This window comes from Methylosinus sp. shoA, from assembly GCF_059718125.1.
The window spans coordinates 3,881,187-3,905,943 of the sequence record NZ_AP046091.1; the positions used below are offsets into that span (position 1 = coordinate 3,881,187).

Annotated in this window: 28 protein-coding genes; 15 read left to right on the forward strand and 13 right to left on the reverse strand. The window is 67.3% G+C overall.

Annotated features, from left to right (window positions below):
- Positions 1–26: 26 nt before the first annotated feature.
- The 4 genes from AC6IW9_RS18025 to AC6IW9_RS18040 form a co-directional block, all read right to left on the reverse strand.
- Positions 27–830, reverse strand: coding sequence for a TetR/AcrR family transcriptional regulator (locus AC6IW9_RS18025; RefSeq protein WP_497765716.1), 804 nt, complete (start codon positions 828–830; stop codon positions 27–29).
- A gap of 112 nt (positions 831–942) precedes the next feature.
- Positions 943–1,767: a pyrroline-5-carboxylate reductase gene (gene proC, locus AC6IW9_RS18030; RefSeq protein ID WP_497765718.1), complete on the reverse strand. Its 825-nt coding sequence runs from the start codon at positions 1,765–1,767 to the stop codon at positions 943–945.
- On the reverse strand, positions 1,764–2,267 hold the full coding sequence (locus AC6IW9_RS18035) for a type III secretion system chaperone family protein (protein ID WP_497765720.1): 504 nt from the start codon (positions 2,265–2,267) through the stop codon (positions 1,764–1,766). The genes proC and AC6IW9_RS18035 overlap by 4 nt, the downstream gene beginning before the upstream one ends.
- A gap of 344 nt (positions 2,268–2,611) precedes the next feature.
- The gene (locus AC6IW9_RS18040; protein ID WP_497765722.1) at positions 2,612–3,175 is read right to left on the reverse strand and encodes a L,D-transpeptidase; all 564 of its coding nucleotides are present in this window, start codon (positions 3,173–3,175) and stop codon (positions 2,612–2,614) included.
- Positions 3,176–3,379: 204 nt separating this feature from the next.
- Between AC6IW9_RS18040 and AC6IW9_RS18045 the strand changes: the two genes are divergently transcribed.
- From AC6IW9_RS18045 to AC6IW9_RS18060, 4 genes are all read left to right on the forward strand, one after another.
- Positions 3,380–4,252 carry a methyltransferase domain-containing protein gene (locus tag AC6IW9_RS18045; protein WP_497765724.1) on the forward strand — a complete coding sequence of 291 codons (873 nt, stop codon included), beginning with the start codon at positions 3,380–3,382 and terminating at the stop codon, positions 4,250–4,252.
- 223 nt (positions 4,253–4,475) lie between these two features.
- A complete protein-coding gene (locus AC6IW9_RS18050) occupies positions 4,476–4,667 on the forward strand; it encodes a hypothetical protein (RefSeq protein ID WP_497765726.1) in 192 nt (63 codons plus the stop codon).
- A gap of 4 nt (positions 4,668–4,671) precedes the next feature.
- The gene (gene rlmN / locus AC6IW9_RS18055) at positions 4,672–5,841 is read left to right on the forward strand and encodes a dual-specificity RNA methyltransferase RlmN (RefSeq protein WP_497765728.1); all 1,170 of its coding nucleotides are present in this window, start codon (positions 4,672–4,674) and stop codon (positions 5,839–5,841) included.
- A 136-nt stretch (positions 5,842–5,977) separates the two neighbouring features.
- Positions 5,978–6,661 carry a class I SAM-dependent methyltransferase gene (locus AC6IW9_RS18060; RefSeq protein ID WP_497765730.1) on the forward strand — a complete coding sequence of 228 codons (684 nt, stop codon included), beginning with the start codon at positions 5,978–5,980 and terminating at the stop codon, positions 6,659–6,661.
- Between the two features lie 42 nt (positions 6,662–6,703).
- Here AC6IW9_RS18060 and AC6IW9_RS18065 read toward each other — a convergent pair whose 3' ends face one another.
- On the reverse strand, positions 6,704–7,216 hold the full coding sequence (locus AC6IW9_RS18065; RefSeq protein WP_497765732.1) for a disulfide bond formation protein B: 513 nt from the start codon (positions 7,214–7,216) through the stop codon (positions 6,704–6,706).
- The gene (locus AC6IW9_RS18070) at positions 7,213–7,794 is read right to left on the reverse strand and encodes a YqaA family protein (RefSeq protein ID WP_497765734.1); all 582 of its coding nucleotides are present in this window, start codon (positions 7,792–7,794) and stop codon (positions 7,213–7,215) included. The genes AC6IW9_RS18065 and AC6IW9_RS18070 overlap by 4 nt, the downstream gene beginning before the upstream one ends.
- Positions 7,795–8,016: 222 nt before the next feature.
- On the opposite strand from AC6IW9_RS18070, the gene AC6IW9_RS18075 reads away from it, so the two are divergent.
- Both AC6IW9_RS18075 and AC6IW9_RS18080 read left to right on the forward strand, forming a co-directional pair.
- Complete coding sequence (locus AC6IW9_RS18075) at positions 8,017–8,148, forward strand: hypothetical protein (protein ID WP_497765736.1); 132 nt, start codon at positions 8,017–8,019, stop codon at positions 8,146–8,148.
- A 159-nt stretch (positions 8,149–8,307) separates the two neighbouring features.
- Positions 8,308–9,162, forward strand: coding sequence for an outer membrane protein (locus AC6IW9_RS18080; protein WP_497765738.1), 855 nt, complete (start codon positions 8,308–8,310; stop codon positions 9,160–9,162).
- Positions 9,163–9,227: 65 nt separating this feature from the next.
- On the opposite strand, the gene AC6IW9_RS18085 is transcribed toward AC6IW9_RS18080, so the two are convergent.
- Positions 9,228–9,572, reverse strand: coding sequence for a hypothetical protein (locus AC6IW9_RS18085; protein WP_497765740.1), 345 nt, complete (start codon positions 9,570–9,572; stop codon positions 9,228–9,230).
- Here AC6IW9_RS18085 and xseA point away from each other — a divergent pair.
- The 6 genes from xseA (at position 9,571) to AC6IW9_RS18115 (ending at position 15,370) form a co-directional block, all read left to right on the forward strand.
- Positions 9,571–11,157, forward strand: coding sequence for an exodeoxyribonuclease VII large subunit (xseA, locus tag AC6IW9_RS18090; protein ID WP_497765742.1), 1,587 nt, complete (start codon positions 9,571–9,573; stop codon positions 11,155–11,157). The genes AC6IW9_RS18085 and xseA overlap by 2 nt on opposite strands.
- 101 nt (positions 11,158–11,258) lie before the next feature.
- Complete coding sequence (locus AC6IW9_RS18095; RefSeq protein ID WP_497765744.1) at positions 11,259–11,738, forward strand: DUF2948 family protein; 480 nt, start codon at positions 11,259–11,261, stop codon at positions 11,736–11,738.
- 28 nt (positions 11,739–11,766) lie between these two features.
- Positions 11,767–13,068, forward strand: a complete 1,302-nt coding sequence (gene hisD, locus AC6IW9_RS18100) for a histidinol dehydrogenase (RefSeq protein ID WP_497765746.1) — start codon at positions 11,767–11,769, stop codon at positions 13,066–13,068.
- Entirely contained in the window at positions 13,025–13,543 is a 519-nt protein-coding gene (locus tag AC6IW9_RS18105) for a UPF0262 family protein (RefSeq protein WP_497765748.1), read from the forward strand. The genes hisD and AC6IW9_RS18105 overlap by 44 nt, the downstream gene beginning before the upstream one ends.
- 4 nt (positions 13,544–13,547) lie before the next feature.
- The gene (locus tag AC6IW9_RS18110; RefSeq protein ID WP_497765750.1) at positions 13,548–14,012 is read left to right on the forward strand and encodes an arsenate-mycothiol transferase ArsC; all 465 of its coding nucleotides are present in this window, start codon (positions 13,548–13,550) and stop codon (positions 14,010–14,012) included.
- Positions 14,013–14,194: 182 nt separating this feature from the next.
- Positions 14,195–15,370 carry a hypothetical protein gene (locus AC6IW9_RS18115; RefSeq protein WP_497765752.1) on the forward strand — a complete coding sequence of 392 codons (1,176 nt, stop codon included), beginning with the start codon at positions 14,195–14,197 and terminating at the stop codon, positions 15,368–15,370.
- Between the two features lie 10 nt (positions 15,371–15,380).
- Here the strand turns inward: AC6IW9_RS18115 and AC6IW9_RS18120 are convergent, their stop codons facing one another.
- Positions 15,381–16,562, reverse strand: coding sequence for an amidase (locus tag AC6IW9_RS18120; RefSeq protein WP_497765754.1), 1,182 nt, complete (start codon positions 16,560–16,562; stop codon positions 15,381–15,383).
- A gap of 205 nt (positions 16,563–16,767) precedes the next feature.
- Here AC6IW9_RS18120 and AC6IW9_RS18125 point away from each other — a divergent pair, with 205 nt between their 5' ends.
- The 3 genes from AC6IW9_RS18125 to polA all read left to right on the forward strand — a co-directional run bounded on the left by AC6IW9_RS18125 (position 16,768) and on the right by polA (position 21,101).
- The gene (locus AC6IW9_RS18125) at positions 16,768–17,562 is read left to right on the forward strand and encodes a cyclase family protein (protein ID WP_497765757.1); all 795 of its coding nucleotides are present in this window, start codon (positions 16,768–16,770) and stop codon (positions 17,560–17,562) included.
- 27 nt (positions 17,563–17,589) lie between these two features.
- Complete coding sequence (locus AC6IW9_RS18130; RefSeq protein WP_497765759.1) at positions 17,590–17,943, forward strand: hypothetical protein; 354 nt, start codon at positions 17,590–17,592, stop codon at positions 17,941–17,943.
- A 173-nt stretch (positions 17,944–18,116) separates the two neighbouring features.
- Entirely contained in the window at positions 18,117–21,101 is a 2,985-nt protein-coding gene (polA, locus tag AC6IW9_RS18135; protein ID WP_497765761.1) for a DNA polymerase I, read from the forward strand.
- Between the two features lie 163 nt (positions 21,102–21,264).
- On the opposite strand, the gene AC6IW9_RS18140 is transcribed toward polA, so the two are convergent.
- Genes AC6IW9_RS18140 through AC6IW9_RS18160 form a run of 5 tightly spaced genes read right to left on the reverse strand, consistent with a single transcriptional unit; the run spans position 21,265 to position 24,667 of the window.
- A complete protein-coding gene (locus AC6IW9_RS18140) occupies positions 21,265–22,056 on the reverse strand; it encodes an energy transducer TonB (RefSeq protein ID WP_497765763.1) in 792 nt (263 codons plus the stop codon).
- A complete protein-coding gene (gene exbD, locus AC6IW9_RS18145; RefSeq protein WP_497765766.1) occupies positions 22,053–22,484 on the reverse strand; it encodes a TonB system transport protein ExbD in 432 nt (143 codons plus the stop codon). The genes AC6IW9_RS18140 and exbD overlap by 4 nt, the downstream gene beginning before the upstream one ends.
- Before the next feature lie 5 nt (positions 22,485–22,489).
- Positions 22,490–23,293 (reverse strand): tonB-system energizer ExbB, encoded by an 804-nt coding sequence (exbB, locus tag AC6IW9_RS18150; protein WP_497765768.1) that lies wholly within the window; start codon positions 23,291–23,293, stop codon positions 22,490–22,492.
- Positions 23,290–23,973 carry a Fe2+-dependent dioxygenase gene (locus AC6IW9_RS18155; RefSeq protein WP_497765771.1) on the reverse strand — a complete coding sequence of 228 codons (684 nt, stop codon included), beginning with the start codon at positions 23,971–23,973 and terminating at the stop codon, positions 23,290–23,292. Before AC6IW9_RS18155 ends, exbB begins: the two co-directional genes overlap by 4 nt.
- A 13-nt stretch (positions 23,974–23,986) precedes the next feature.
- Positions 23,987–24,667 (reverse strand): Fe2+-dependent dioxygenase, encoded by a 681-nt coding sequence (locus AC6IW9_RS18160; protein ID WP_497765774.1) that lies wholly within the window; start codon positions 24,665–24,667, stop codon positions 23,987–23,989.
- Between the last annotated feature and the right edge of the window lie 90 nt (positions 24,668–24,757).

Consider the following 24,757-nt stretch of genomic DNA (forward strand, 5'->3'; position numbering starts at 1 on the left):
CCTTCTCCCGCTCCGCGGAAACCGCCTCAGGCCGTCGCATCGTCCTGGTGATGGCGGCGATCGGCGTGGTGGTGACGGCGACGCGCCTCCTCGTAATCCTCCTCGAGCCCCTCGTCGCGCTCGCGCGCGTGATGGCGCGCGTGGCGCCGGCGGCCGGTCACGCCGCGGAACACGGCGCGGGCCAGGCCGCGCAGAGGCGCGGCGAGACGCGTCACATCCTCGATCCGCTCGATGACCGCCTCGCTGCGCGACAGCTCGCGATCGAGCGCCGCCTTGGTGCGGCAGAGATCGACGTCACTGTCCTCGAACCAGACGCCGAGCACGCGCCACCAGGCGATGGCGAGGCCCTGCAGCTTCAACGCGCCGAGCGCGCCCTCGCTGTCGATGTCCGCCGCCTCGAGCATGAAGCGCATCGAATTGACCGTCTCGCGATTGAGCGCCGCCGCCGCCAGCGGATCGGTCGTCGCCCATTGCGAGACCGCTTCGAGCGCGTTGCGATAGGGCTCCAGCGCCTCGAGCCGCCGCAGCAGAACGTCGTAGAGACGCTCCTTGGCCGGCTCCGAGGCGTAGCGGCCGGAGAAATCGTCGAGCACCTGCCGGTCGATCTTGCGCGAGAAGGCCGCCAGCACAGCGCCTTTCGACGGGAAGCAGTCGCGGAAATCGGCGAGCGAGACGCCGGCCTCGTGGGCGATGTCGGCGATCGCGATATCATCGAAGGCCCGCCGCCCGGCGAGCCGCATCAACGCTTCGACGATCTTGTCGCGCGCCGAGCCGTCCGGCGCCGCCTTGCTCTCGGCGCCCGTGTCGCCGGTCTTGTCGTTCGTCGTCATCGTCGCCTCCTGAGCATCGCTCGCGACCCTATGCAACTTGGTTAATCTAGAGCGTTTTCGCCAAATCGGAAGCCGGCAGGCGTGGATCACGGCGGAAAAATTGCGCGCCGCGTCAGCCCGACAATTCCTCTGCGCGCCGCCGCGCCGCCGCCACGGCGCGCGCGACGAGCGGCGCCAGCCCGTCGTCGGCCATCAGCGTCGCCAGAGCCGCCGCCGTGGTGCCGCCGGGCGACGTGACATTCTCCCGCAATGTCGCGAGCGAAACGCCTTCGCTCCGTCGGAGCAACTCGCCGGCGCCGGCGACCGTCGCACGCGCCAGCCGCGCCGCGACATCCTCGGGCAGGCCGGCCTCGACGCCCGCCTTGGCGAGGCATTCGACGAAATAGAACACATAGGCCGGGCCGGAGCCTGAGACGGCAGTCACGGCGTCGATCAGCGCCTCGCTCTCGACCCATTCCACCGCGCCGACCGCGCCGAGCAGCGCCGCCGCGACCGCTCGCCGTCCGGCGTCGACCGCGGGGCCGGCGTAAGCGCCGGAAACGCCGCGGCCGATCGCCGCCGGGGTGTTGGGCATGGCGCGCACGATCATTTTCGCCCGCGGCAGGCGGGCGGCGAGATCGGCGACGCGCTTGCCGGCGAGAATCGACAGCACGAGCGTATCGGGACCGGCGTCGGCGGCGATCGACGGCGCGACGGCGTCCAGCATCTGCGGCTTGACGGCCAGCACCAGCGCCTCGGCGGGCGAGCGCGTTTCGGGGTTGAGCCGAAAGCCGCGCGCGGCCGCGAGCGCGGCGACCTCCGGCGAGGCCTGCGGCTCGAGAATGGCGACTCCCTCGCCGGAGAGCCCTCGAGCCGCCCATCCCTGAAGCAGCGCCGCTCCCATTTTTCCGGCTCCGACCAGAGTCACGGAGCCGGGCAATCCGACAAAAGCGCTCACGCCTCTCCCTTGGTCTCGAAAGTCGCGGTCTCCAGCGCCTCTTTGGCGCCCTTGCCGGCCCAGAGCACGAATTGGAACGCCTGATAATAGCGCTCGCAAGTCTCAAGCGCACGGTCGAGCAGCGCCGCGCATTGGAAGCCGGAGGGTTGCGCGCCGCCGGCGAGCAGCAGGCTCTGGCGATGCATCACCACGCCCTCGGCCGGCCACATGTCGAAATGGCCGACCCAGAGCTGCTCGTTGATGGTGCGGATCAGCGATTGCGCCTCTGCGCGCCGGCGCTCCGGCACGCGCAAATCGAAAGCGCAGCTCACATGCAGAGTCTCGAGCTCGCCGAGCCAGGTGAAAGCCACATGATAATCGGTCCACCCGCCCGCGACCGAGATCGAGATCTCGTCCTCGTCGTCGCGATCGAACGACCAGTCGTTGCTGGCCGCCAATTGCTCGACGATGTCGACGGGATGCCGGGGGCGGTCGAAGTCTTTATCCGGTGCGATCAACATGATGAGCGAAACCTATGTGAGGGTCGTCCTGACGCGGCGACGGACACTTTTGGACGGCGACGCTGAACGCATGCAGGCGAGCCGAGGCTCCCGCTGGTCTCGACGAGCGGGCGACGAATCACCCGGCCCGGTCACTATACTCCACACGCTTGAATCGCCGCCGATTTTCAGCGCCGATCGAAGTGCGCCGCGACCGCGGCGTGATTTCCCGCACAGTGGTGGATTCGGCCGCGCCGGTCTACTGGCGCGGCGTCCCCTTCCACAAGCTGAAGCTTTTCGCGCTGCAAAATATCTGGGACAAGTCTCGCCCGCGCGGCTTGCGTGAGGCTGCGCGGGCGGAGGGGTCAAGGCGTCATCACCACCGTCGTCCCGACGCTGACGCGCTCATAGAGGTCGACGACGTCCTCGTTGAGCATGCGAATGCAGCCGTAGGAGGCGGCCGTGCCGACGGAGGCGCGCATCTTGTTGGTGGTGCCGTGGATCGCGACCTGGTTGCGGTCGAGCGTCAGCGCCCGCACGCCCATCGGATTATGCGGCGAGCCGCCGCGGATGAAACTGGGCAGCTCGGGATGGTCGCGCTTGACCACCGTCGGCGGAACCCAGTCCGGATTGACGAATTTCCCGTCGATATGGGCGTAGCCGGACCACTCCTTGCCGGCCTTCGGCACCGCGACCGGATAGCGGATCGCCGTGCCATTGCCCATGACGAGGAAGAGGCTGCGCTGGCGCGCGCTGATGATCACCGTGCCCGCCTCCACGGCGGCGTTATAGGCGACGACGCTGCGCGCCGCGCCCGTCCCCGGCAGAGCGGTCAGGCCGGCGACGAGCGCGGCGCCCGCCATCATGCCGCGCGCCGCTGTCACTGTGCGCGCATGACGCGAAATACGCTGAATGAACGAAGTCTCCATGGCTCCATACCTTCTCCAGGGTCGGCGCTGGTTGCGACATGTGGCGGCATTCTAGCTTCGGCCATACTTACGGCGACGCGATCCTACAGTTGCGGTTACGGTTTAACACTAAGATTTGCTTAACCCGGCGCGGCAAATCACGAGCGGTTGCGTCCGCCGCCGCGCCCCCTTGCGCCTCGGCGCCCGCTCGAGGCATGACGGGCCATGGAGCCTGCGCCGCCGACGCCCCGGATTTTCGACCGCCGCCTGCTGCGCGCGCGCTTCGCGCGGGCGGCGCGCGGCGCGGCGCCGGACTTCCTGATGCTGCGCGCCGCCGACGACCTCGCGGACCGGCTCGCCGGAATCAGGCGCGCGTTTCCGCGCTCGCTCGACCTCGGCTCGCCGGCGCCTCATTTCGCCGGGGCCGTCGCGGCGAGCGGACGCGCGGCGCCCTTGCGCGCGGCGCCTCTGCCGGCGCCCGGCGTCGATGTCGTCGCCGAGGAGGAGGCCCTGCCCTTCGCGCCCTCTTCCTTCGATCTCGTCGTTTCCGGGCTCGCGCTGCAATGGGTGAACGACCTGCCCGGCGCGCTCGCGCAGGTGCGCCGCATGCTCGCGCCCGACGGTTTGTTTCTGGCCTGTTTTCCGGGCGGGGCGAGCCTCGTCGAGCTGCGCGCGGCGCTCGCCCAGGCGGAGGCGGAAATGTGCGGCGGCGCCAGCCCGCGCGTCTCGCCCTTCGTCGACCTGCGCGACCTCGGCGGACTGCTGCAGCGCGCCGGCTTCGCGCTGCCTGTCACCGATGTGGACAGTTTCGCGCTGCGCTATGATTCGATGTTCGCGCTCGTCGCCGAGCTGCGCGCCATGGGCGCCGCCAACGCCCTCTCCGAGCGCTCGCGCAAGCCCCTGCGCCGCGCCGTGCTGCTGCGCGCGGCGGAAATCTATGCGGAGCGCTTCTCGGACGCGGACGGGCGCGTGCGCGCGACGATCGAGCTCGTCTGGCTCTCCGGCTGGGCGCCGCACGAGAGCCAGCAGAAGCCGCTGCCGCCGGGCTCGGCCGAGATGCGGCTCGCCGACGCGCTGAAGCGGTCGTCGGGAGAATGACGTAAGGCCTCGCTGCGCGGTCGTTCGAATTTTCCGTATCGCTCTAACGAGCGACGGCGGCATGCTTACTGTCGCCACGGCTGTGTCGGAGCGTGTCGCCGCGCAGGTGACATTCCGCGGGCGAGGCGGGACGCGAGATTGCGGCGCATCCGCGCGCGGCGCCGCGCCGTGCTGCTGCGCGCGGCGGACTGAAGATCAAAGACCTCGTCGCCGAGAGGCGCTTGTGAGCGTCGTCCTGGGCGCCTCGCTGACCTTGACCTGGTATTTCGAGGACGAGGCCACGCCTCCGCTCGGGCGGATGGAGATCGTCAACGCCGGCTTGCCGCTCCTCGGCCGCTTGGAAGAAGCGGAGCGCCGCTCCTCCCATTCGGCCGTCGCCCTGTGGAAGCCACGCGGCGGCGCGTGTTATAGGTGATTTCATGCAAGAGGCCCCCACGCCAGTCTCCGCCAAGCCCTCGCTCGCCGGCGCCACGCGCGCCGGGCTGGCCGAGGCGTTGCGCGCCATCGACACGCCGGAGCGCGAGATCCGCATGCGCGTCGCGCAGCTCTGGCATTGGATCTATTTCCGCGGCGCGCGCGGCTTCGCCGACATGACGAATGTCTCGAAGATCGTGCGCGGCAAGCTCGCCGAGCGCTTCACGCTCCGTCTCCCCGAGATCGTCGCCGAGCAAGTCTCGACCGACGGCACGCGCAAATGGCTGCTGCGGCTCGATCCCGCCGACGCGGCGGACAAGGGCGCGGAGATCGAATGCGTCTATATTCCGGAGAGCGACCGCGGCACGCTCTGCGTCTCGAGCCAGGTCGGCTGCACGCTCGCCTGCAGCTTCTGCCACACGGGCACGCAGAAGCTCGTGCGCAATCTGACGACCCGGGAGATCGTCGCCCAGCTCCTCGTCGCCCGCTCCCGGCTCGGCGATTTCCCCGGCCTCGCGCCGCCGACCGACGGGCTCGTGCCCTCTGGCGAGGATGTGCGCGCCGTCTCCAACATCGTCTTCATGGGCATGGGCGAGCCGCTCTACAATCTCGATGAGGTCGAAGCCGCGATCGAGATCATGTCGGACGGCGACGGGCTGTCGCTGTCGAAGCGCCGCATCACCGTCTCCACCTCCGGCGTCGTGCCGCAGATCGAGCGATTGGGCGCCGAATGCGGGCCCATGCTCGCCATCTCGCTGCACGCCGTGCGCGACGAATTGCGCAACGAGCTGGTGCCGCTCAACAAGAAATATCCGATCCGGCGATTGCTCGACGCCTGCCGCGACTATCCGGGCGCCTCCAACGCGAGGCGCATCACTTTCGAATATGTGATGCTGAAGGGCGTCAACGACAGTCCGGCCGAGGCGCGCGAGCTGGTGCGGCTCTTGAAGGGCATACCCGCAAAGATCAATCTCATCCCCTTCAATCCCTGGCCGGGCGCGCCCTATGAGTGCTCGGATTGGGAGACGATCGAGCGTTTCTCCGACATCGTGTTTTCCGCCGGCTACGCGAGTCCCGTGCGCACGCCGCGCGGCCGCGACATTCTCGCCGCCTGCGGGCAGCTGAAGAGCGAGACGGAGAAGCTGCGCGCGCGAGCGCGGCTCGCGGCGGAGTGACGCGTCGGCAGATGGCGAACGGCGCCGAACCCAGATCCCGACGCACCGCACGAATTCGGGACGATCGGCTTACGCTTCGCCGCCGATCGGTGTAGAGAACGAGCTTGGTTCCTCACTCCTGTTCGGGGCGTAGCACATGTTGACGCGGTTGACGCGGGGCAAGCCGAGCATGCGCTCGCGGCTCGATCTGACCAATTCCTGGTTCGAGCTCTCGGCCCGGCCCGCCTGGGATCAATTGATTCCGAGCGTCTCGCCGAAGCGCATCCTCGAGGTCGGCTGCTATGAGGGGGCGAGCACATGCTACCTCATCGACACGCTCGCGGATTCGCACCCGCTCGAGATCCACGCGATCGACGCCTGGGACGGCGTTCTCGAATGGGAGGGCAAGAGCACGCCGCTCTCCGAAGTGGAGGCGCGCTTTCGCGCCAATACCGCGCTCGTGTCGGCGAATCGAAAGCATCCGGTCGAACTGACGATGCACAAGGGGAAGTCGGACGCCGTGCTGCCGTCGCTGCTGGCCTCCGGCAAGGCGGAGTATTTCGATTTCATCTATATCGACGGATCGCATCTCGCCTGCGACGTGCTGTTCGACGCGGTGCTCGCATTCAAGCTGGCGCGCAGCGGCGGCGTCATCGCCTTCGACGATTACGACTGGTTCGAGGACGAGACGCGCGATCTGCTGCGCATCCCCAAGCCGGCGGTGGATTGCTTCGTCAATCTGCACCTGCGCGAGATCGATATTCTGCCGGCGCCCAAGAACCAGTTCTACATCCGCAAGCGCCGCGAGCCGGTCGACCGCCTCTATCACGAAAACGCCTAGCCTCGGAACCATCCCTCGGCGTCCAAGGATCGGCCGCGCGCGTTATGTCGGGCGCCGCCGCCATCCCGACGCTGCGGCGGCGGCGAGCGCGGTCGAGATCAGGACATTCCAATTGCTGAGCGTCAGCCCCAGCACGAACAAGGTCGGCGCGTCGCAGCGCGGGACCTTCATCTTCTCGAGCTGACTGCGGAAATCGTCGAAGGAATGGGCCCTCTTCAGAGCGCCTGAACATTCGGTCGGTCCGGTGACAATCTTCAGCTCGACGCCGGAATGGTAGAGAGCGAGCGCCGCGCCGGCGACGAACAGCAGGCCGACGAGAGCGAAGCCGAGGCGGGCGAGACGCTCCGCCCCGCGCTGCGCCGCGAGCGCCGTGGCCGCGGCGAGCGGAATCGCTGCGTAATAGGGAATGCGCTGCTTCAGGCACAATTCGCAGGGCGCATGGCCGAGGGATTCGAAAATCCAGGCGCCGCCGATCGTCGCGACGGCGACGGCGAGGATCAGGAGCGCGAAGCCGGTCGGCGTGGCCCGGCGCCGGAAGTCGACGATCGCGCTCACAGCAGTTTCGCGGTGACGACGAAGCCGATCACGACGATGCTCGCGAGAGCGGTCATGAACAAGCCGAAATGCGCCTCGAGCTTCAGCCGAATCCAATCGCCGAAATGATTGATCGCCGCGGCGAGCAGAAAGAAACGCGCCCCGCGCGTGACCAGCGAGAGAGCGATGAACAGTCCGAAATTATAGTCGAGCAGGCCCGAGACGATGGTGACGAGCTTAAAAGGAATGGGCGTCAATCCCTTCAGCAGAATGAAGAACGCGCCCCATTGCGCATAGAAGGCGCGCAACGCCTCCATCTTGGCGCCGTAGCCGTAGAGCTCGATGAGCCAATGGCCGATCGTGTCGTAGAACAAGGCGCCGATGGCGTAGCCGAGCGCCCCGCCCGCGACCGATCCGATCGTGCAGATCGCCGCATAGCGCCAGGACTGCTTGGGCTCGGCGAGCGACATCGGCACCAGGATCACATCCGGCGGCACGGGGAAAAAGGAACTTTCCGCGAAGGCGATGGCGCCGAGAGCGACGGGCGCGTGCTTGCTGGCGGCGAGCGACATGGTCCAATCGTAGAGCTTCTTGAACATTTTCCACCGTGCCGGGAGATGAGGCCGCTCCGCATAGCATTTCGGGCGAGCCGAAGCGAGGCTCGGTCGATCGAATGCCGACGAATCGATTCACGGAATCACTACGTGGTTACGCTTAGCTAACGGCCGCGCTCTCGCCGGTGGCGAATAAATCTTCGAAGGTATTTTTATGTATTCACGTCTGGGGCTGCTTTCGGCGGTCCTCTGCGCCGGCTTTTCGGCGTGACCAATACGACGATGACTGCGGCCAATCCGATTCCCAACGGGTTCGGCTTTTTCGAAATCGACCCGCCCGGCATTCTGCTCCCGCCCAACGGCTCGGTCACCACGCAGACGATCTCGACGGTGATCTGATCCGACGCGGCGCGGGGCATGCAACGCGCGGCCATCGGTCTTACCTTACGCAATTAATGGTAAGGTTAACCACCCATTAAGCGTTCTCCCGCATTTTTCCTTCACTCGGCGTTGCGCCGAGGGCCGCCTCGCGGCCCCATTCTGTGAAGGGAAGACGTCATGGGCAGATCGAGAGCCCTTTTCACGGCGGCAGCGCTCGTCATCGGCGCAAACTCCGGCGCAGCCGCCGCCGACCTGCTTCCGCCGGCCCCGATGATCGCTCCGCCTCCGCCGGCGGCCGATTACGGCGGCTGGTATCTGCGCGGCGACGGCGGCGTCGGCATAAATCAGGTCTCCAATCTCCGCTCGACCTTCGATCCGACCGTCGTCGTTCCCGCCCCGCTGTTCGAATCCTATTCGATCGGCGACAGCGCCTTCGTCGGCGCCGGCGTCGGCTATCAGTTCAACAGCTGGCTGCGCGCCGACATCACCGGCGAATATCGCACGGCGTCGAACTATCGCGCGACGCAGAGCTACACCAATCTGTGGAACAATCTGTGCGGCGGCGCCGTCGGCGGACGCTGCCACGATCTCTACAACGCCCAGCACCGCGCCGCCGTGTTCCTGGCCAATGGCTATGTCGACCTCGGCACATGGTATGGGATCACGCCCTATGTCGGCGGCGGCGTCGGTTTCGCCGTCAACTTCCTCGGCAATGTGACCGATGTTGGCCCGGAGACCGGCGGCTTCGGCCACGCCTCGGACAAGAGCCAGACCAATTTCGCCTGGGCGGCGATGGCGGGCCTCGGCTATAATGTCTCGCAGAATCTGAAGGTCGAGGTCGGCTATCGCTATCTCGACCTCGGCCGCATCAAGTCCAATGTGATCGGCTGCCCGGTGAATTGCGCGGGCGAGCGCCAGTCCTTCGACCTCGCCTCGCACGATATCCGCCTCGGCTTCCGCTATGCGCTCGGCGGCCCGAGCCTCGCGCCGCTGATGGCGCCGCCGCCCGGCCCGCTGATCCGCAAATATTGAACTCGGGACAATCCTCCCCGACGCCTTCGGCGCGCGGCTCGAAAGGGCCCGCGCCGATTTCTTTTCTAGTCGCGCAAGAGCGCTGTGTTCTGCATGTCGGGCTGCTCGACGCCAGGACCATGCGCGAGTTCGATGCGGCTTGCGTCACTCCGATCGAGCCTCTCACCGGCAAGCAAATCTTGGAGTTGCGTGAGCGGGCGGGGATCAGCCAGGGCGTGTTCGCCCGTGTGCTCAATTGTTCGCCCGAAACTGATCAGCGAATGGGAGCGCGGCGAGAAAAAGCCCAGCGGCCCCTCGCTCGAGCTTCTCTCGATCGTCGAGGCGCGCGGGCTCGACGCGATCATCTGAAAGGCGCGGCGGATGTGATCGCCCCTCGCGGCGTGGGAGAAAATCCGCCATATCTCGCCCATGGCCAAGCGTCCGACCAGACCCGCCGACGAGACCTCGAGCGACGATCCGCCCCTGCCGATCGGCGCCCCCGCGCCTGCGAGCAATGTTCCCGAGCTCTCCGTCTCCGAGCTCGCCAACGCCTTGAAGCGCACGGTCGAGGACCGCTTCGGCCATGTGCGGGTGCGCGGCGAGATCACCAATTATCGGGGACCGCATTCCTCGGGCCATGTCTACTTCAGCCTGAAGGACCAGAACGCCCGGCTCGACGCCGTCATCTGGAAGACGACCTTCTTCCGCCTGCGGGTGAAGCCGCAGGAGGGGCTCGAGGTCGTCGCCGCCGGCAAGATCACCACATTTCCGGGCAAGTCCTCCTATCAGATCGTCATCGACACGCTGGAGCCGGCCGGCGCCGGCGCGCTGATGGCGCTGCTCGACGAGCGCCGCAAGCGCCTCGCCGCCGAGGGCCTGTTCGATTCCGAGCGCAAGAAGCCCCTGCCCTTCCTGCCGGCGGTCGTCGGCGTCGTCACCTCGCCGACCGGCGCGGTGATCCGCGATATTCTGCACCGGCTGCTCGACCGCTTTCCGCGCCGCGTCCTGCTGTGGCCGGTGCGCGTGCAGGGCGAGACCTGCGCGGCGGAAGTGGCGGCGGCGATCGAGGGCTTCAACGCCCTTCCCCCCGGCGGGCCGATCCCGCGGCCGGACGTGCTGATCGTCGCGCGCGGCGGCGGCTCGCTCGAGGACCTCTTCGGCTTCAACGAGGAGATCGTCGTGCGCGCCGCGGCGGCGAGCGCCATTCCGCTGGTCTCGGCGATCGGCCATGAGACCGACACGACGCTGATCGACTTCGCCGCGGACCTGCGCGCGCCGACGCCGACCGGCGCTGCGGAGAAATGCGTGCCGGTGCGCGCCGAGCTGATCGAGCAGACGGCGACGCTCGCGCGCCGCCTCGCCGGGGCAGAGCGCCGGCTGCTGGACGCGAATCGCCGCCATCTCGTCTCGCTGCAGCGCGTGCTGCCCGCCGGTCCGCAATTGCTGATGCACCCGTTCCAGCGCAGCGACCGCGCGGGAGAGCGCCTGCGCGCCGCGCTGCGCCGGGCGCTGGACGGCCGCCGCCTGCGGCTCTCGCATCTTTCCCATGTGCTCGCCCGCCACTCGCCGCAGGCGGAGCTGGCCCGCGCCTCCGAGCGGCTGAAGGGCCTGCACGCCCGCCTGCGCCAGGGCCTCGCCGCACGCATGGCGCTGGCCCGCCGCGAGGCCGAGGGCGCAAGGCGGCGCGTGGACCATGCCGAGCAGCGGCTGCGCTCGGCGTATTTCCGCATCATCGCCGACCGCCAGGCGCGGCTCGACCGACTGGACGAGCTCCGCCGCTCGCTCGGCTATGAGAGCGTGCTGGCGCGCGGCTTCGCCCTGGTGCGCGACGAGCATGGAATGTTGCTGCGCCATGCGAGCGACTCGACGCCGGGCATGCAGATGGACATCCAATTCGCGGACGGCTCCGTGCGCGCCCGCGCCGAGGGCGACGCCCCCGCGGAGCCGCCGGCCGCCGCATCGCGGCAAAAGCGCGCCAAGGACAGGAGCGGCGGCGGACAAGGAACACTGTTTTGAAACCACGAGACAATTTTTCTCGCCCCCCGCGGCGGCGCGCCGCGGCGGCGGTTGCGCGGCCAGACGGCGCTCGCCATATGCACGAAAAGGAGGCCCTGCCCATGTTTTCGCGCCGAGCGCCGCGCCGCACCGCCGGATTGAAGCTCCAGGCCATGGACGCCGAGGATCTGGCCTGCCTCTCCGCCCTCCTCCAAGACTCTCTCGTCCGGGTCGGCGATCTCGCCTTTCTGCCGGAGAAACGCCGCTTCGCCTTCGTCGGCTCGCGCTTCGACTGGGCGGCCGAGGCGAACGGGCGGCGCGAGCGCTGCCGCTCGGGCCTGCATTTCGAAGGCGTGCGGCGGGTGAAGCACAGGCGCATCGCCCGCGACAATCCCGACGCCATCCTCGAATTGCTGGCCCTCACCTTCGAGCCCTCGCAGGAGCCGCCGGGCGGCGTCGTCTCGCTGATTTTCGCGGGCGGCGCGGCGATCTCGCTCGAGGTCGAATGCGTCGAGGCGCGCCTCTGCGACCTCGGCCCGCGCTGGCGGGTCGCCGCCTGCCCCTCGCATGAGCTTGACGAAAACGGCGAGGCGAGGTCATGACAACCGGAGATTCCGGTTGGAGATGGGCATGACTTGGCGATTGGACGCTTCGGCGGCGGATTTCGAGGAGAGCTTCGCCGCCCTCCTCTCGACGAAGCGCGAGGCCTCGCAGGACGTCGACGACACGGTCCGCGGCATCATCGAGGATGTCGCGGCGCGCGGAGACGACGCGCTCGTCGACTATTCGCTGCGCTTCGACCATATCGATCTGCGCGAGACCGGCATTGCGCTGACCCGGGCGGAGATCGACGCCGCCGAGGCGCGCGCGCCGAAGGAGACGCTGGCGGCGCTCGACCTCGCCCATGCCCGCATAAGAGCCTTCCATGAGCGGCAGAGGCCCGAGGACCTGCGCTTTCGCGACGCGGCCGGGGTCGAGCTCGGCTGGCGCTGGAGCGCGCTCGAATCGGTCGGCCTCTATGTGCCGGGCGGCACGGCCTCCTATCCCTCCTCCGTGCTGATGAACGCCGTGCCGGCCAAGGTCGCCGGCGTCGAGCGTCTCGTCATGGTCGTGCCCGCCCCGCATGCGCAGATCGACCCGCTGGTGCTCGCCGCCGCCAAGCGCGCCGGCGTCGACGAGGTCTATCGCGTCGGCGGCGCGCAGGCGGTCGCGGCGCTGGCCCATGGCACCAAGACCATCCGGCCCGTCGCTAAGATCGTCGGCCCCGGCAACGCCTGGGTGGCGGCCGCCAAGCGCCGCGTCTTCGGCCTCGTCGGCATCGACATGATCGCCGGCCCTTCGGAAATCCTGGTGCTCGCGGATAAGACAGCAAATCCCGATTGGGTGGCGATCGACCTGCTCGCTCAGGCCGAGCACGACGAATCCGCGCAATCCATCCTCGTCACCGACGACGCCGCTTTCGCCGACGCGACGGCCGCGGCGGTGGAGCGCCAGCTCGAGACTCTGTCGCGCCGCGAGATCGCGACGCGCTCCTGGCGCGATTTCGGCGCGATCATCGTGACGAAGACGCTCGAAGACGCGATCCCGCTCGCCGACCGCATCGCCGCCGAGCATCTCGAGATCGTCTCGGAAAACGCCGAGGAGCTGGCGGCGAAGGTGCGCAACGCCGGCGCGATCTTCATCGGCGCCTATACGCCCGAGGCGATCGGCGATTATGTCGGCGGCTCCAATCACGTGCTGCCGACCGCGCGCTCGGCGCGCTTCTCCTCCGGCTTGAGCGTGCTCGATTTCGTCAAGCGCACCTCGATCCTCAAATGCGACGCGTCGTCCATTCGCGAGATCGGCCCTGCGGCCGTCGCGCTCGGCGACGCCGAACGTCTGCAAGCCCATGCCCGATCCGTCGCCGTCCGTCTCGATCAGCGCGGAGCGTGAGGTGGACGCGCGACAGCGTCTGATCTCGGTGACGCTCGACGAGCAATCGATCGGGCGCGGCACCGCGGATCAGGAGCATGAGCGCGCCATCGCCATCTATGATCTCATCGAGGACAACAGCTTCGCGCTGGAGGGCCACGACGGCGGCCCTTATGCGCTGATCATCGCGCTGCACGACGCGAAGCTCGTCTTCGACGTGCGCGACGAGACGGGCGCGACCATCGTCACGCATATTCTCTCGCTGACGCCGTTCAAGCGACTGCTGAAGGATTACTTCCTCGTCTGCGAGACCTATTACGCCGCGATCCGCACGGCGACGCCGAGCCGGATCGAAGCGATCGACATGGGCCGCCGCGGCCTGCACAACGAAGGCGCCGCGCTGCTCGCCGAGCGGCTGAAAGGCAAGATCCGCTGCGACGCCGACACGGCGCGCCGTCTCTTCACTCTGGTCACCGCCCTGCACTGGAAGGGCTGACGCGATGCCGGACGAAGGCGATTCCTCGCCGCGACCGAGAGCCGTATTATTCGCCTGCACGCAGAACGCCGTGCGTTCGCCGATGGCCGAGGCGCTGGCGCGCCATTATTTCGGCCGCGAGATCTATTTCGCCTCGGCGGGCCTGAAGCGCGGCGAGCCCGACGCTTTCGCCGTGGCGGCGATGGAGGAGATCGGCATCGACATCTCGCGCCACAAGCCGCATACGTTCGAGGATATCGAAGACTCCAATTTCGATCTGATCGTGACGCTGTCGCCGGAATCGCATCACAAGGCGCTGGAATTCACCCGCGCCATGGCGGTCGACGTCGTCTATTGGCCGACGCTCGACGCGACGGCGGCGACGGGCTCGCGCGAGACGATCCTCGACGCCTATCGCGCCGTGCGCGATTCCTTGTCGAAGCGCATTCTGGCGCTGTTGTCCGTCGAGGGGGGATCGGATCGGCTCTGACCATTTCAGCCATCGTCGAAATGCAACTTTTGCGATCGGCGCTTGCCTGCCGGCGAAATCGGGAGCATCCTCCGGCCATACAGGCATCCTCAGACGAAATCGCATTCGAATACGGTATTTGCGCAGCAAAGACGTGAACCCGTCCGACGTTCGGCGTTGCGGATCAGATTTGGAGAATTGCCATGACCGAAATGGGGCCGCCACCCGACGAGATAAAAAAGAAGAAGCCTCGCCAGCAGACCGATCCCATGCTGGATTTCATGCTCACGATGCTCGATACGCGGGTTCGCGGCCTGCAACCGAGACTGCAGAACGATCAGGAAAAACTGAAGGCCCTCGACGAGATCGAGAAAAATCTGCAGCAATTCTACGAGAATGCGGGTCCGGCGGGCCGTGACCCGACGCTGCATGAAACCTGGTCCTATGCCTATTATCTCGAGCGACGTCTGGCGTTGCTGGAGCCCGACGCCACATTGCCGATGGAAGTGGCGCGCCGAGTCGACGAGGCGCGCGCCCACAAGTCCTCGGCGGCCGACCGCCTCGCGGCGTTGTTCGACAAGGCTATGCAAGATTATGTCGTCACGCCGCAACCCGACCCCGACGCTCCTCCTCCGCCGCCAACGCTCAAACCGGGCGCGGCCGAGGCGTTCCGCAGTCTCTTGAACACGACGCTGGAAGAGCTTCATTGGACCTTTCAACGCAATTTCGTGGCCGAGGAGCGTCTGCGCAAAGCGACGACCGTGACTTTGGGATTCGCGGTCGGCGCGCTGACGCTCGTCGTGGCGCCGTATTTCATCCTCTATTTCATCAAGGCCTATGACGACCCGACCGGCTGGCCGTGGTTTCCGCTCTATGCGGCGCTTTCGGCAGGATGGTTCGGCGCCTTCTTCAGCCGCCTGCAGTATCTGCAGACCAACTCCGATCAGTTGTCGCTGAAGGAATTACGCAATGCGCGCGACTTCTGGCAAATTCTCTTGCGCGGCATCGTCGGCATGGGCGGCGCGCTGATCGTCTTCTTCTTTCTCCAGTCGGGCCTCTTCACCGGACGCCTGTTTCCGAGTTTCGAAGAGCTGGGATTCACGCGCGTCGTCTGGACTGGCAAGAAGCTGGCCACGCTCCCGCCCGTTCCGCCGGGCGGACAGGGCGCGGGCGCTCCGGCGCAGCCTGCGGCCGATCAACCTCGCCGTGACTCGACGTCGGCAGAGGCGTCCTCCGCCGCGAGATGGTTGATCGTTCTTCCCAACGAAGCTCTGGCGCTGCTGATCGTCTGGAGCTTCCTGGCCGGATTCTCCGAGCGGCTGGTCCCGAGCATTCTCACCACGACGGAAAAGAAGCTCGACGACGCCAGCAGCAAGTGATCCCCCGACATCAGCTCCGCTTCCACGAGCGCCCGACGAGCCCGGCCGCCGCGTCGATCAGCCGCCGGTCCGACCAGCGCGGGCCGACCAGTGAAATCCCCGAGGGCGGCGCGCCCTGCGGCCTCGGCAAAGGAAGACCGATCTGCGGCAGGCCGAAGAAGCTCGCGAAGAGGAAGGTGCGTAACATCAGATTGCGCTTGCGGTCGAGCTCGGCCTCGCTCTCCGTCAGCAGCGGCGAGACGAAGGGCGTCGTCGGCGCGACGAGCAGCGTGTTCCGCGGCAAGATCGCGTCGACCTGCGCGCGCGCCTCGCGGCGAAAGGCGTCGGCCTCCGCCTTTTCGCTCGCCGTGACTTTCGCCGCATAGACGAAACGCTCCGCGATGCCCGGCCCGAAGCGCGGCTTTTCGCGCTCGATCCAGTCTGCGTGAGCGCTCCACGCCTCGAACGCCTGCAGATTGCGGAAATGGCGCGAGCACGCCGACCAGAAGTCCTCGCCGATGGACGCCCCGCCGATGGAGAACATCTGCGCCAGCGCTTCTCGCGCGGGCTTCGCCGCCTCGATCGTCTCCGCGTCGCTCTGCGCGAAGGCTTCCTCCAGCGCCACGGCGCGCTCGAAAGAGCCGACGGAAAGATCGGCCGGCAGCAGCACCGCGCCGACGCGCGCGAGCATGTCGATGTCGCGCGCGAACCAGCCGATCGTGTCGAGCGATTGCGCGAGCGGAATGACGCCATTCGACGAGATTGCGCCATGCGAGGGCCGAAAGCCGAAAATCCCGCAGAAGGACGCCGGCGCCCGGCAGGAGCCAGCCGTATCCGTGCCCAGCGCGAAATCGGCGAGGCCCGCCGCAACGGCCACGGCCGAGCCGGACGACGAGCCGCCCGGATGCCGGTCCGGCGTGGCGGGGTTGAGCGGCGTTCCATAATGGGCGTTGGCGCCGAGCAGGCTATAGGCCATCTCGTCCATCTGCGCCTTGCCGACGAGCCGTGCGCCGGCCGCGAGCAGCCGGTCCACCGCGGGCGCGTCCTGCGACGCGGGCCGATGCGTCTCGGCCCATCGCGGATTGCCGTTGGTCGACAGGAGACCTGCGACGTCTATGTTCTCCTTGACGACGAAGCGCGCTCCCGCGAGCGGCCCCTCCGCCCTGTGTGAAATGTCGAGCGCGACGGTCGTGGCGCGAAATTTATCGGTCATGTCCTCGAGGCTCCGATCGACGCGGCGGATGATAGAGCTACACTCGGCGACATCAAAGCCCTGCGCGTGCTTGCCAGGGGCGATCGGGTGAAGGTCTCCGCGTGCTTCGAGACGGCTCCTTCGGGGAGCCTCCTCAGAATGCGGAAACTTTCACCTGAGCGCCCTCCGCGTTCTTGCGCGCGGCCGTTGCGAAGGAGGAGTTTCGATGCTTATCCGGTTCGTGTCCGCCGCGGCGCTCCTGTTCGGCCTCCCCTGTGCGGCCGAGGCCCAGACCGTCGATCTCGCCACCTCGAAAATTATCGATCTCACCCATGCTTTCGATGCGAAGACGATCTACTGGCCGACGTCGCCTTCGGGTTTCGAGCTGAAGCCTCTGTTCAACGGCCTGACCAAGGGCGGCTTCTTCTATGCGGCGAACAGCTTCTGCTCGCCGGAGCACGGCGGCACGCATCTCGACGCGCCGCGCCATTTCGCGCAAGGTCATTGGACGAGCGCCGATATTCCGGTCGAGCGCTTCGTCGGCCCGGCGGTGGTGATCGACGTCTCCGCCAAGGCCGCGGTGAATCGCGACTATCGGCTGCAGGTGGAGGACATAGCGGCCTTCGAGTCCGCGCATGGGCGGATCGCGGAGGGCGCGATCGTGCTGCTGCGCACGGGCTGGAGCGCGCGCTGGGGCGACCGCAAGGCCTATCTCGGCGACGACACGCCGGGGGACGCGAGCAATCTGCACTTCCCCGGCTTCGGCCCGGAGGCGGCGTCTCTGCTGGCGAACGAGCGCCATGTGCGGATGATCGGGCTCGACACGGCGAGCGTCGACCACGGCCCCTCGCGCGACTTCCCCGTGCACCGCATCGTGGCGGCGGTCGATGTGAGCGGGCTCGAGAATCTGACGAATCTCGAGCAATTGCCGCCGACGGGCGCGATCGTTTTCGCCCTGCCGATGAAGATCGCCGACGGCACGGGCGGCCCCGCGCGGATCATCGCCGTGGCGCCGCGCTGACGGGCTCCCGGATAGCGGCTGTCCGGGTTGAGAAAGAGATGCAGGTTTTCGGCCTGCCTTCTGACGTTATCCGAAACGCTGGGGCGGCGTCGCCTACCGAAAGGACGCAAGGCGAAGGCTCCCGGCGAGCTCGTCCAGATCGACACGCTCTTCGTCGACATCAGGCCCGACAAGCCGGTCGAGCATTTCACCGCCTATGATCCGGTCGCCAAATGGACGATCGGCCGCGTCAGCGGCGAAGCCTCCGCGAGCAGCGCCAAAGCCTTGCTCGAAAAGCTCCTGCGCGAGGCGCCCTTTCTCATCCGCGGCATTCAGGTCGGCGGCGGCGAGTTCAGAGCCGTCTTGGAGGAGGAATGCCGCGCCCGCGGCGTCGAGCTGTAATCATCACAGGCCTCATGACGCCCTTGGCGGACAAACCCCCTTCGAGTATCTCCAGGCCACCAGACGACGGGCCCCCTCCTCGTCTCATATGTCCTGAACCCGGACACAACCTTCTCGGCGCCGCCCGGCGGTGATAGGGTCCCGCCCTCCCCGGACCATCCCGAAAGCTCCGCATGTCCCTCACTCACAAGCCGATCGGCCCCGGCAGCCATGTCTTTCTCGTCGACGGCTCGTCCTTCGTCTTTCGCGCCTATTTCCAGTCGATCCGCCAGGACGCCAAATACAACTATCGCGCCGACCGCCTGCCGACCGGCGCCGTGCGCCTGTTCTGCGCCAAGCTGTTCCAATTCATCCGCGAGGGCGCGGCCGGCGTCATGCCGACTCATCTCGCCATCGTCTTCGACAAATCGGAAAACTCCTTCCGCAAGGAGATCTATCCCGACTACAAGGCGCATCGCCAGGAGCCGCCCGCCGATCTCGTGCCGCAGTTTCCGCTGATGCGCGCCGCCGTGCGCGCCTTCGGCCTGCTGCCGATCGAGCAGGACGTCTATGAGGCCGACGATCTCATCGCCACTTATGCGAAAGAGGCGCGCGCGCGCGGCGCCGATGTGCTGATCGTCTCCGCCGACAAGGATCTGATGCAGCTCATCGACGACAAAGTGTCGATGTATGATCCGGCCTCCGGAACGCGCGAGGAGCGGCGCATCGGCTATGATGAAGTCGTCGAATATTTCGGCGTGCCGCCCGAAAAGGTGGTCGACGTGCAGGCGCTCGCCGGCGATTCCACCGACAATGTGCCGGGCGCCAAGGGCATCGGCGTCAAGACCGCCGCGCAGCTCATCAATGAATATGGCGACCTCGACACTCTGCTCGCCCGCGCGGGCGAGATCAAGCAGCCCAAGCGCCGCGAGGCGCTGACCGATCCGCAGAGCGTCGCGCTGATCCGCATTTCGCAAAAGCTCGTCACGCTCGTCGACGACGCGCCGCTCGAGATTCCGCTGGACGATCTCGGCCTGCATCAGCCGGACGGCAAGACGCTCGTCTCCTTTCTGCATGCGATGGAGTTCTCGCAGCTCACGCGCCGCGCGGCCGAGACTTATGGCGTCGAGGCGAGCGAGATCGAGCCGGATCCGAATTTCGTCGGCCCCGCCGGCTGGCGCGCGCGCAATGGCGAGGTGGCGCAAGCGCCTGCCCTGCCTGCGCCGGCGGAGCCTGCCGCGGCATTGCCGGCGCCCGCCGAGACGGAGGTTCTCACGCCCTCCGCCCTCGCCGAGGCGCGTCGCGAGGAAGGCGTCGCGTCGAAGATCGACCGGTCGCTCTATGAGACGGTGACGAGCCTCGAGAGGCTCGACGCCTGGATCGCGGAAGGCTTCTCCGCCGGCGCCGTGGCGATGGATACGGAGACGACGTCGCTCGATCCGATGTCATGCGATCTCGTCGGAGTCTCGCTCGCCACGGCCCCCGGCCGCGCCTGCTATATACCGCTCCGGCATGTCGCGCCCGCGACGCCGGATCTTCTCGGCGCCGCCGAGCCGCCGCCCGCGCAAATTCCTTTCGCGGAGGCGCTCGCGCGCCTGAAGCCGCTGCTCGAGGCGAGGAGCGTGCTGAAGATCGCCCACAATATGAAATATGATCTCCTCGTTCTGGCGTGCTGCGGCATAGAGGTCGCGCCGATCGAGGACACGATGCTGATCTCCTACGTGCTCGACGCAGGACGCAACAATCATGGGCTCGACGAGCTTTCGAAAAAACATCTCGGCCATGAATGCATTCCCTTCTCGGCGGTCGCCGGCTCGGGCCGCACATTCATCGGCTTCGCGCGCGTTCCGCTCGACAGGGCGACCGAATATGCCGCGGAGGACGCGGACGTCGCGCTGCGCCTGTGGCGTGCGCTGAAGCCGCGCCTTCCCGCCGAGCACATGACCGGCGTCTATGAGACGCTGGAGCGGCCGATGGTCGGCGTGCTCGCCGCGATGGAGCGGCGCGGCGTCGCCATCGACCGCGATATTCTCTCGCGCCTCTCGGGCGAATTCGCGCAGGACATGGCGCGGCTCGAGGCCGAGATCTACGATCTCGCCGGCGAGAGCTTCAATCTCGGCTCGACCAAGCAATTGGGCGACATTCTCTTCGGCAAGATGGGCCTGCCCGGCGCGAAGAAGACCGCGACCGGCGCCTGGTCGACCTCGGCCAGCGTGCTCGAGGACCTGGCCGAGACCGGCAACACATTCGCCGCGCGCATTCTCGACTGGCGCCAGCTCGCCAAGCTCAAATCGACCTACACCGACGCGCTGCCCGGCTTCGTGAACAAGGCGACGCATCGCGTCCACACTTCCTACGCACTCGCGGCGACGACGACGGGGCGGCTCTCCTCCTCCGAGCCCAATCTGCAGAATATTCCGGTGCGCAACGAAGCGGGCCGCAAGATTCGCAAGGCTTTCGTCGCCGAGAGCGGCCATGCGCTGATCTCCGCCGATTATTCGCAGATCGAATTGCGTCTGCTCGCGCATATCGCCGATATTCCGCAATTGCGTCAGGCCTTCGCCGACGGGCTCGACATTCACGCGATGACGGCGAGCGAGATGTTCGGCGTGCCGGTGAAGGACATGCCCTCGGAAGTGCGGCGGCGCGCCAAGGCGATCAATTTCGGCATCATCTACGGCATATCCGCCTTCGGCCTCGCCAATCAGCTCGGCATTCCGCGCGAGGAGGCGAGCGCCTATATCAAGCGCTATTTCGAGCGCTTCCCCGGCATTCGCGATTATATGGACCAGACGAGGAGGATGGTGCGCGAGAAGGGCGTCGTCACCACCATCTTCGGCCGCAAATGCCATTTTCCGCGCATCGGCTCGTCGAACGCCTCGGAGCGCGCCTTCTTCGAACGCGCGGCGATCAATGCGCCGATACAGGGAGCGGCGGCCGATATCATCCGCCGCGCGATGGCGCACATGGACAAGGCGCTCGCGGCGGCCGGCGGCGGCGCGCGCATGCTGATGCAGGTGCATGACGAATTGGTGTTCGAGGCGCCGCTCGCGGAGATCGAGGCCACGATCGCCGTCGTCAAGCGCGTGATGGAAGGGGCGCCGCACCCGGCCGTCACGCTCTCCGTGCCGCTGCAAGTGGAAGCGCGCGCCGCGCAGAATTGGGACGAGGCGCATTGAATCCGCGACGGGCGCGACTCCTTACCCCCTATGGGAGAAGGAGCGCCCTTGCTTGAGAGCGATGCAGCGGCACCGAAGGCTCGGCCTGTGTCGCGCCCGGAATTTTCCCCGGACAATCGTGCTCCTACCGGGAACCGATGCGCGCCGTCCAGGCGTTCGCTCCTCAGTGCTTCTCCGCCCGGAACATCACCGGAACCTCGAAGCTGAGACCCTCGTCGGCGACCGCCGCCGGCGGCGGCGGCACGGGATCGGCGCGCTTCATCATGGTGAGCGCCGCCTCGTCGAAGGCGTGGTCGCCGGAGGTGCGCCGCACGCTCGTCGCAACCACATGGCCGAGCCGGTCGAGCGTGAAGGCGACCGCGACCTCGGCCGAACGCCGCCCGGCCCCGCTCGGATAGCGCTTGTGGCGGTTGAGATGCGCCATCAGCGTCTTCTGCCAGGTGAGCTTGGCGGCGCGCGCCGCCTTGTCCACGCCGGGCGCGGGCGCGACCGCATGGGGCGCCTCCTGCGCCACATCGGACTTGGGCGGCGCGGCCGCCTCGGACGCCGCCGATTCGGCCGAGACGACGGGCGTCGCCTCGTGCTTCAACGGCTCCTCGACCGGCTTCTCGTGCTTTTCGGCCTGCGCATAGTCCGCGTCCTCGGCCTCGACGCGGGCGATCTTGGGATCGTCGCTGTCCCTGGTCTGGGACGAGGCGACGGCCGGCGCCGCGGCGGCGGCCTCGTCGGCCTGAGGGCCGGGCGGCGCGTCGGGCGCCTCCTCGACATGCGGCGCGGCCGGCGCGAGCGAAATCTCGATCGCCGGCGCGCCCGTGTCCTCGTCCTCCGGCTCGACAGCGAAAGCGAACAGCGCCGCCCCCAGAGCGGCGACATGAAGCGCGAGCGCGGCGGCGCCCGCGAGGCTCCAGACGCGGCGATCGCCCCCCGACGAGCCGAGCAGCGCGGCGGCGCTCATTTCTGCGCTCCGCCGGCGTCGAGCGCGACGAGGGACACTTTGAGATAGCCGCCGGCGCGCAGGCGCTCGAGGATCGCCATCATCTCGCCATAGGGAACGGCGCTGTCGGCGCGAAGAAAAATGCGCTTGCCCTTGTCGCCATTGGCGAGCGAATCGAGCGAGGAGACGAGATCATTGCGCTTGACCGGCGTCTCGCCGAGCGCCAGCGCGAGATCGGCCTGAATGGTGAGATAGACCGGCTTATCGGGCTTCTCATGCGGCGCGGAATTGGCCGCCGGAAGATCGACGGGCAGATCGACGGTGGCGAGCGGCGCCGCCACCATGAAGATGATCAGCAGGACCAGCATCACGTCGATGAAGGGCGTGACGTTGATCTCGTGCGTCTCCTCGAGCGCGCCGCGCGGCGAACCGCCGATATTGCCGGCCATGGCGCTCACTCCGCCGCGCGCAGCGCGGCATGATGCGAAGGCTGCTGCGCGCCGCGATCGAGATCGCGCGAGACGACGCGCAGCAATTCGCCGGAGAGATTGGAGACGAGCTCGAGATAGGCGCCCGTCTGGCGCGCGAGATGATTATAGATCAGCACCGCGGGAATGGCGGCGAAGAGGCCGACGGCGGTGGCGAGCAGCGCCTCGGCGATGCCCGGCGCGACGACGGCGAGATTGGTGGTCTGCGCCTTGGATATGCCGATGAAGCTGTTCATGATGCCCCAGACCGTGCCGAATAGACCGACGAAGGGGCCGGTCGAGCCGACCGATGCGAGCAGGCCCGTGCCGCGACGAATGGAAAGGCCCTCGGCGCGCTCGAGCTCGGCGAAGCTCGACGCGACGCGCTCCTTCAGCCCGCCCGAGGCCGTGAGATCGGAGGAGAGGCGGAACTCGCGCAGCGCCTCGGCGATGAGCGCATTGGCGAGCGGATCGTCGGAGCCGAGCGCGACGCGCGCCTCGGCGAGGCCGCGCGCCTCCTGCAGGCGCTCGATCGAGCCGCGCACGCGGCGGCGCGCGCGATCGAGCTCGACGGTCTTGGCGATCAGCACCGTCCATGTGCCGATCGACGCGGCGAGCAGGCCGAGCATCACGATCTTCACGACGATGTCGGCGTTGAGGAACATGCTGGAGACGGAGAGATCGTGCGGACGATTGGCGATATCCACCTGCGCCGTCTCGGCGAGCGAGAGGCTCGGGAGCAAGAGGAACACCGAGGCCGCGACCGACGCCGTCAAAATCGAATGTTTCATGCTTCCGCCCATGTGCGAATGAGATTGTGATAGACGCCGGTCAGTCTGATGCAGGCGCTGTCGCCTGCTCCGAGCCGCGCCGTGAGGCTTTGGATCGTCTGGTCCAAATCGAAAAGCAACGACCGTACCATATTGTCGCGTATCATGCTCTGCAGCCAGAAGAAGGAGGCGATGCGCTCGCCGCGCTTCACCTCCCGCACGAGATGCAGACTCGTCGACGGATAGAGCACGAGATGGCCGGCCGGAAGCTTGATTTCCTGCGCGCCGAAATGATCCTCGATGACGAGTTCGCCGCCTTCATATTCATCCGGCTCGGAGAGGAACAGAGTGACCGAGAGATCGGTGCGGATGCGCACGGGCGTGCGCGGCACGCCGCGAATGGCGTTGTCGACATGCAGGCCGAAGCTCTGCCCGGCGCCATAGCGATTGAACAGCGGCGGGAAGATGCGATGCGGCAGCGCCGCCGAGACGAACAAGGGACATGCGGCGAGCGCGTCGAGCACCATGTCGCCGAGGCCACGCGCGGCGGCGCCGTCCTGCGGCAGCTGCAGATTATTCTTGACGAGCGAGGATTGCGCGCCCGCCGTCGTGCGCCCGTCCTCCCACGGCGACTGCGACATCACGTCGCGGAAATGGACGACCTGCTCCCGGGCGAGCACGTCGGGAATGCAGATCAGCATCGGGGCAAGGTCCTCATACCTCGCTCCAATGGCGGATCAGATTGTGATAGACGCCGCCGAGCTTCATCACATCCTCGTCGCGGCCGCCGAGACGCGGCGTCAGCTCCTGGATGGCGAGATCGAGATCATAGACGAGATCGCGCACGCCCTCCTGGCGGATCATGCTCTGCGCCCAGAAGAAGGAGGCGACGCGCACGCCGCGCGTCACCCTCGTCACCAAATGCAGATTGCTCGCGGGATAGACGGCGACCGATCCGGCCGCAGGCTTCAGGCTGTGCGAATCATAGGCGTCGTCGACGATCAGCTCGCCGCCGTCATATTCGTCCGGCTCCGACAGGAAGACGGTGACGGCGAGATCGGCGCGGATGCGCAGGCCCGTCGCGGGATCGCCGCGCACGGCGTTGTCGACATGCACGTCGAAATAATGTCCGACGCGATAGCGGTTGAACATGGGCGGATAGACGCGCAGCGGAATCGCCGCCGACACGAAGCCTGGATTGGCGACGACCGCCGAAAGCATGCGCTCGCCGAGGCGGCGCGACAATTCGCCGTTGGGCGGCAATTGCTCATTATTCTTGAGCTCGGCCGCGGCGCCTCCGGTCGACGCGCCGTCTTCCCATTCCGCAGCGTCGAGAGCGCTGCGGAACCAGGCGACCGTCTCCTTGTTCAGCACATCGGGAATGGAAACCAGCATGGGAGCGTCCTCGGCTCCACATCTTCCCATGCTTCGAGGAGGCATGGGAAGATGACGGTTCCTTGTTTGAAACATTTCCAAGGGAGGGCT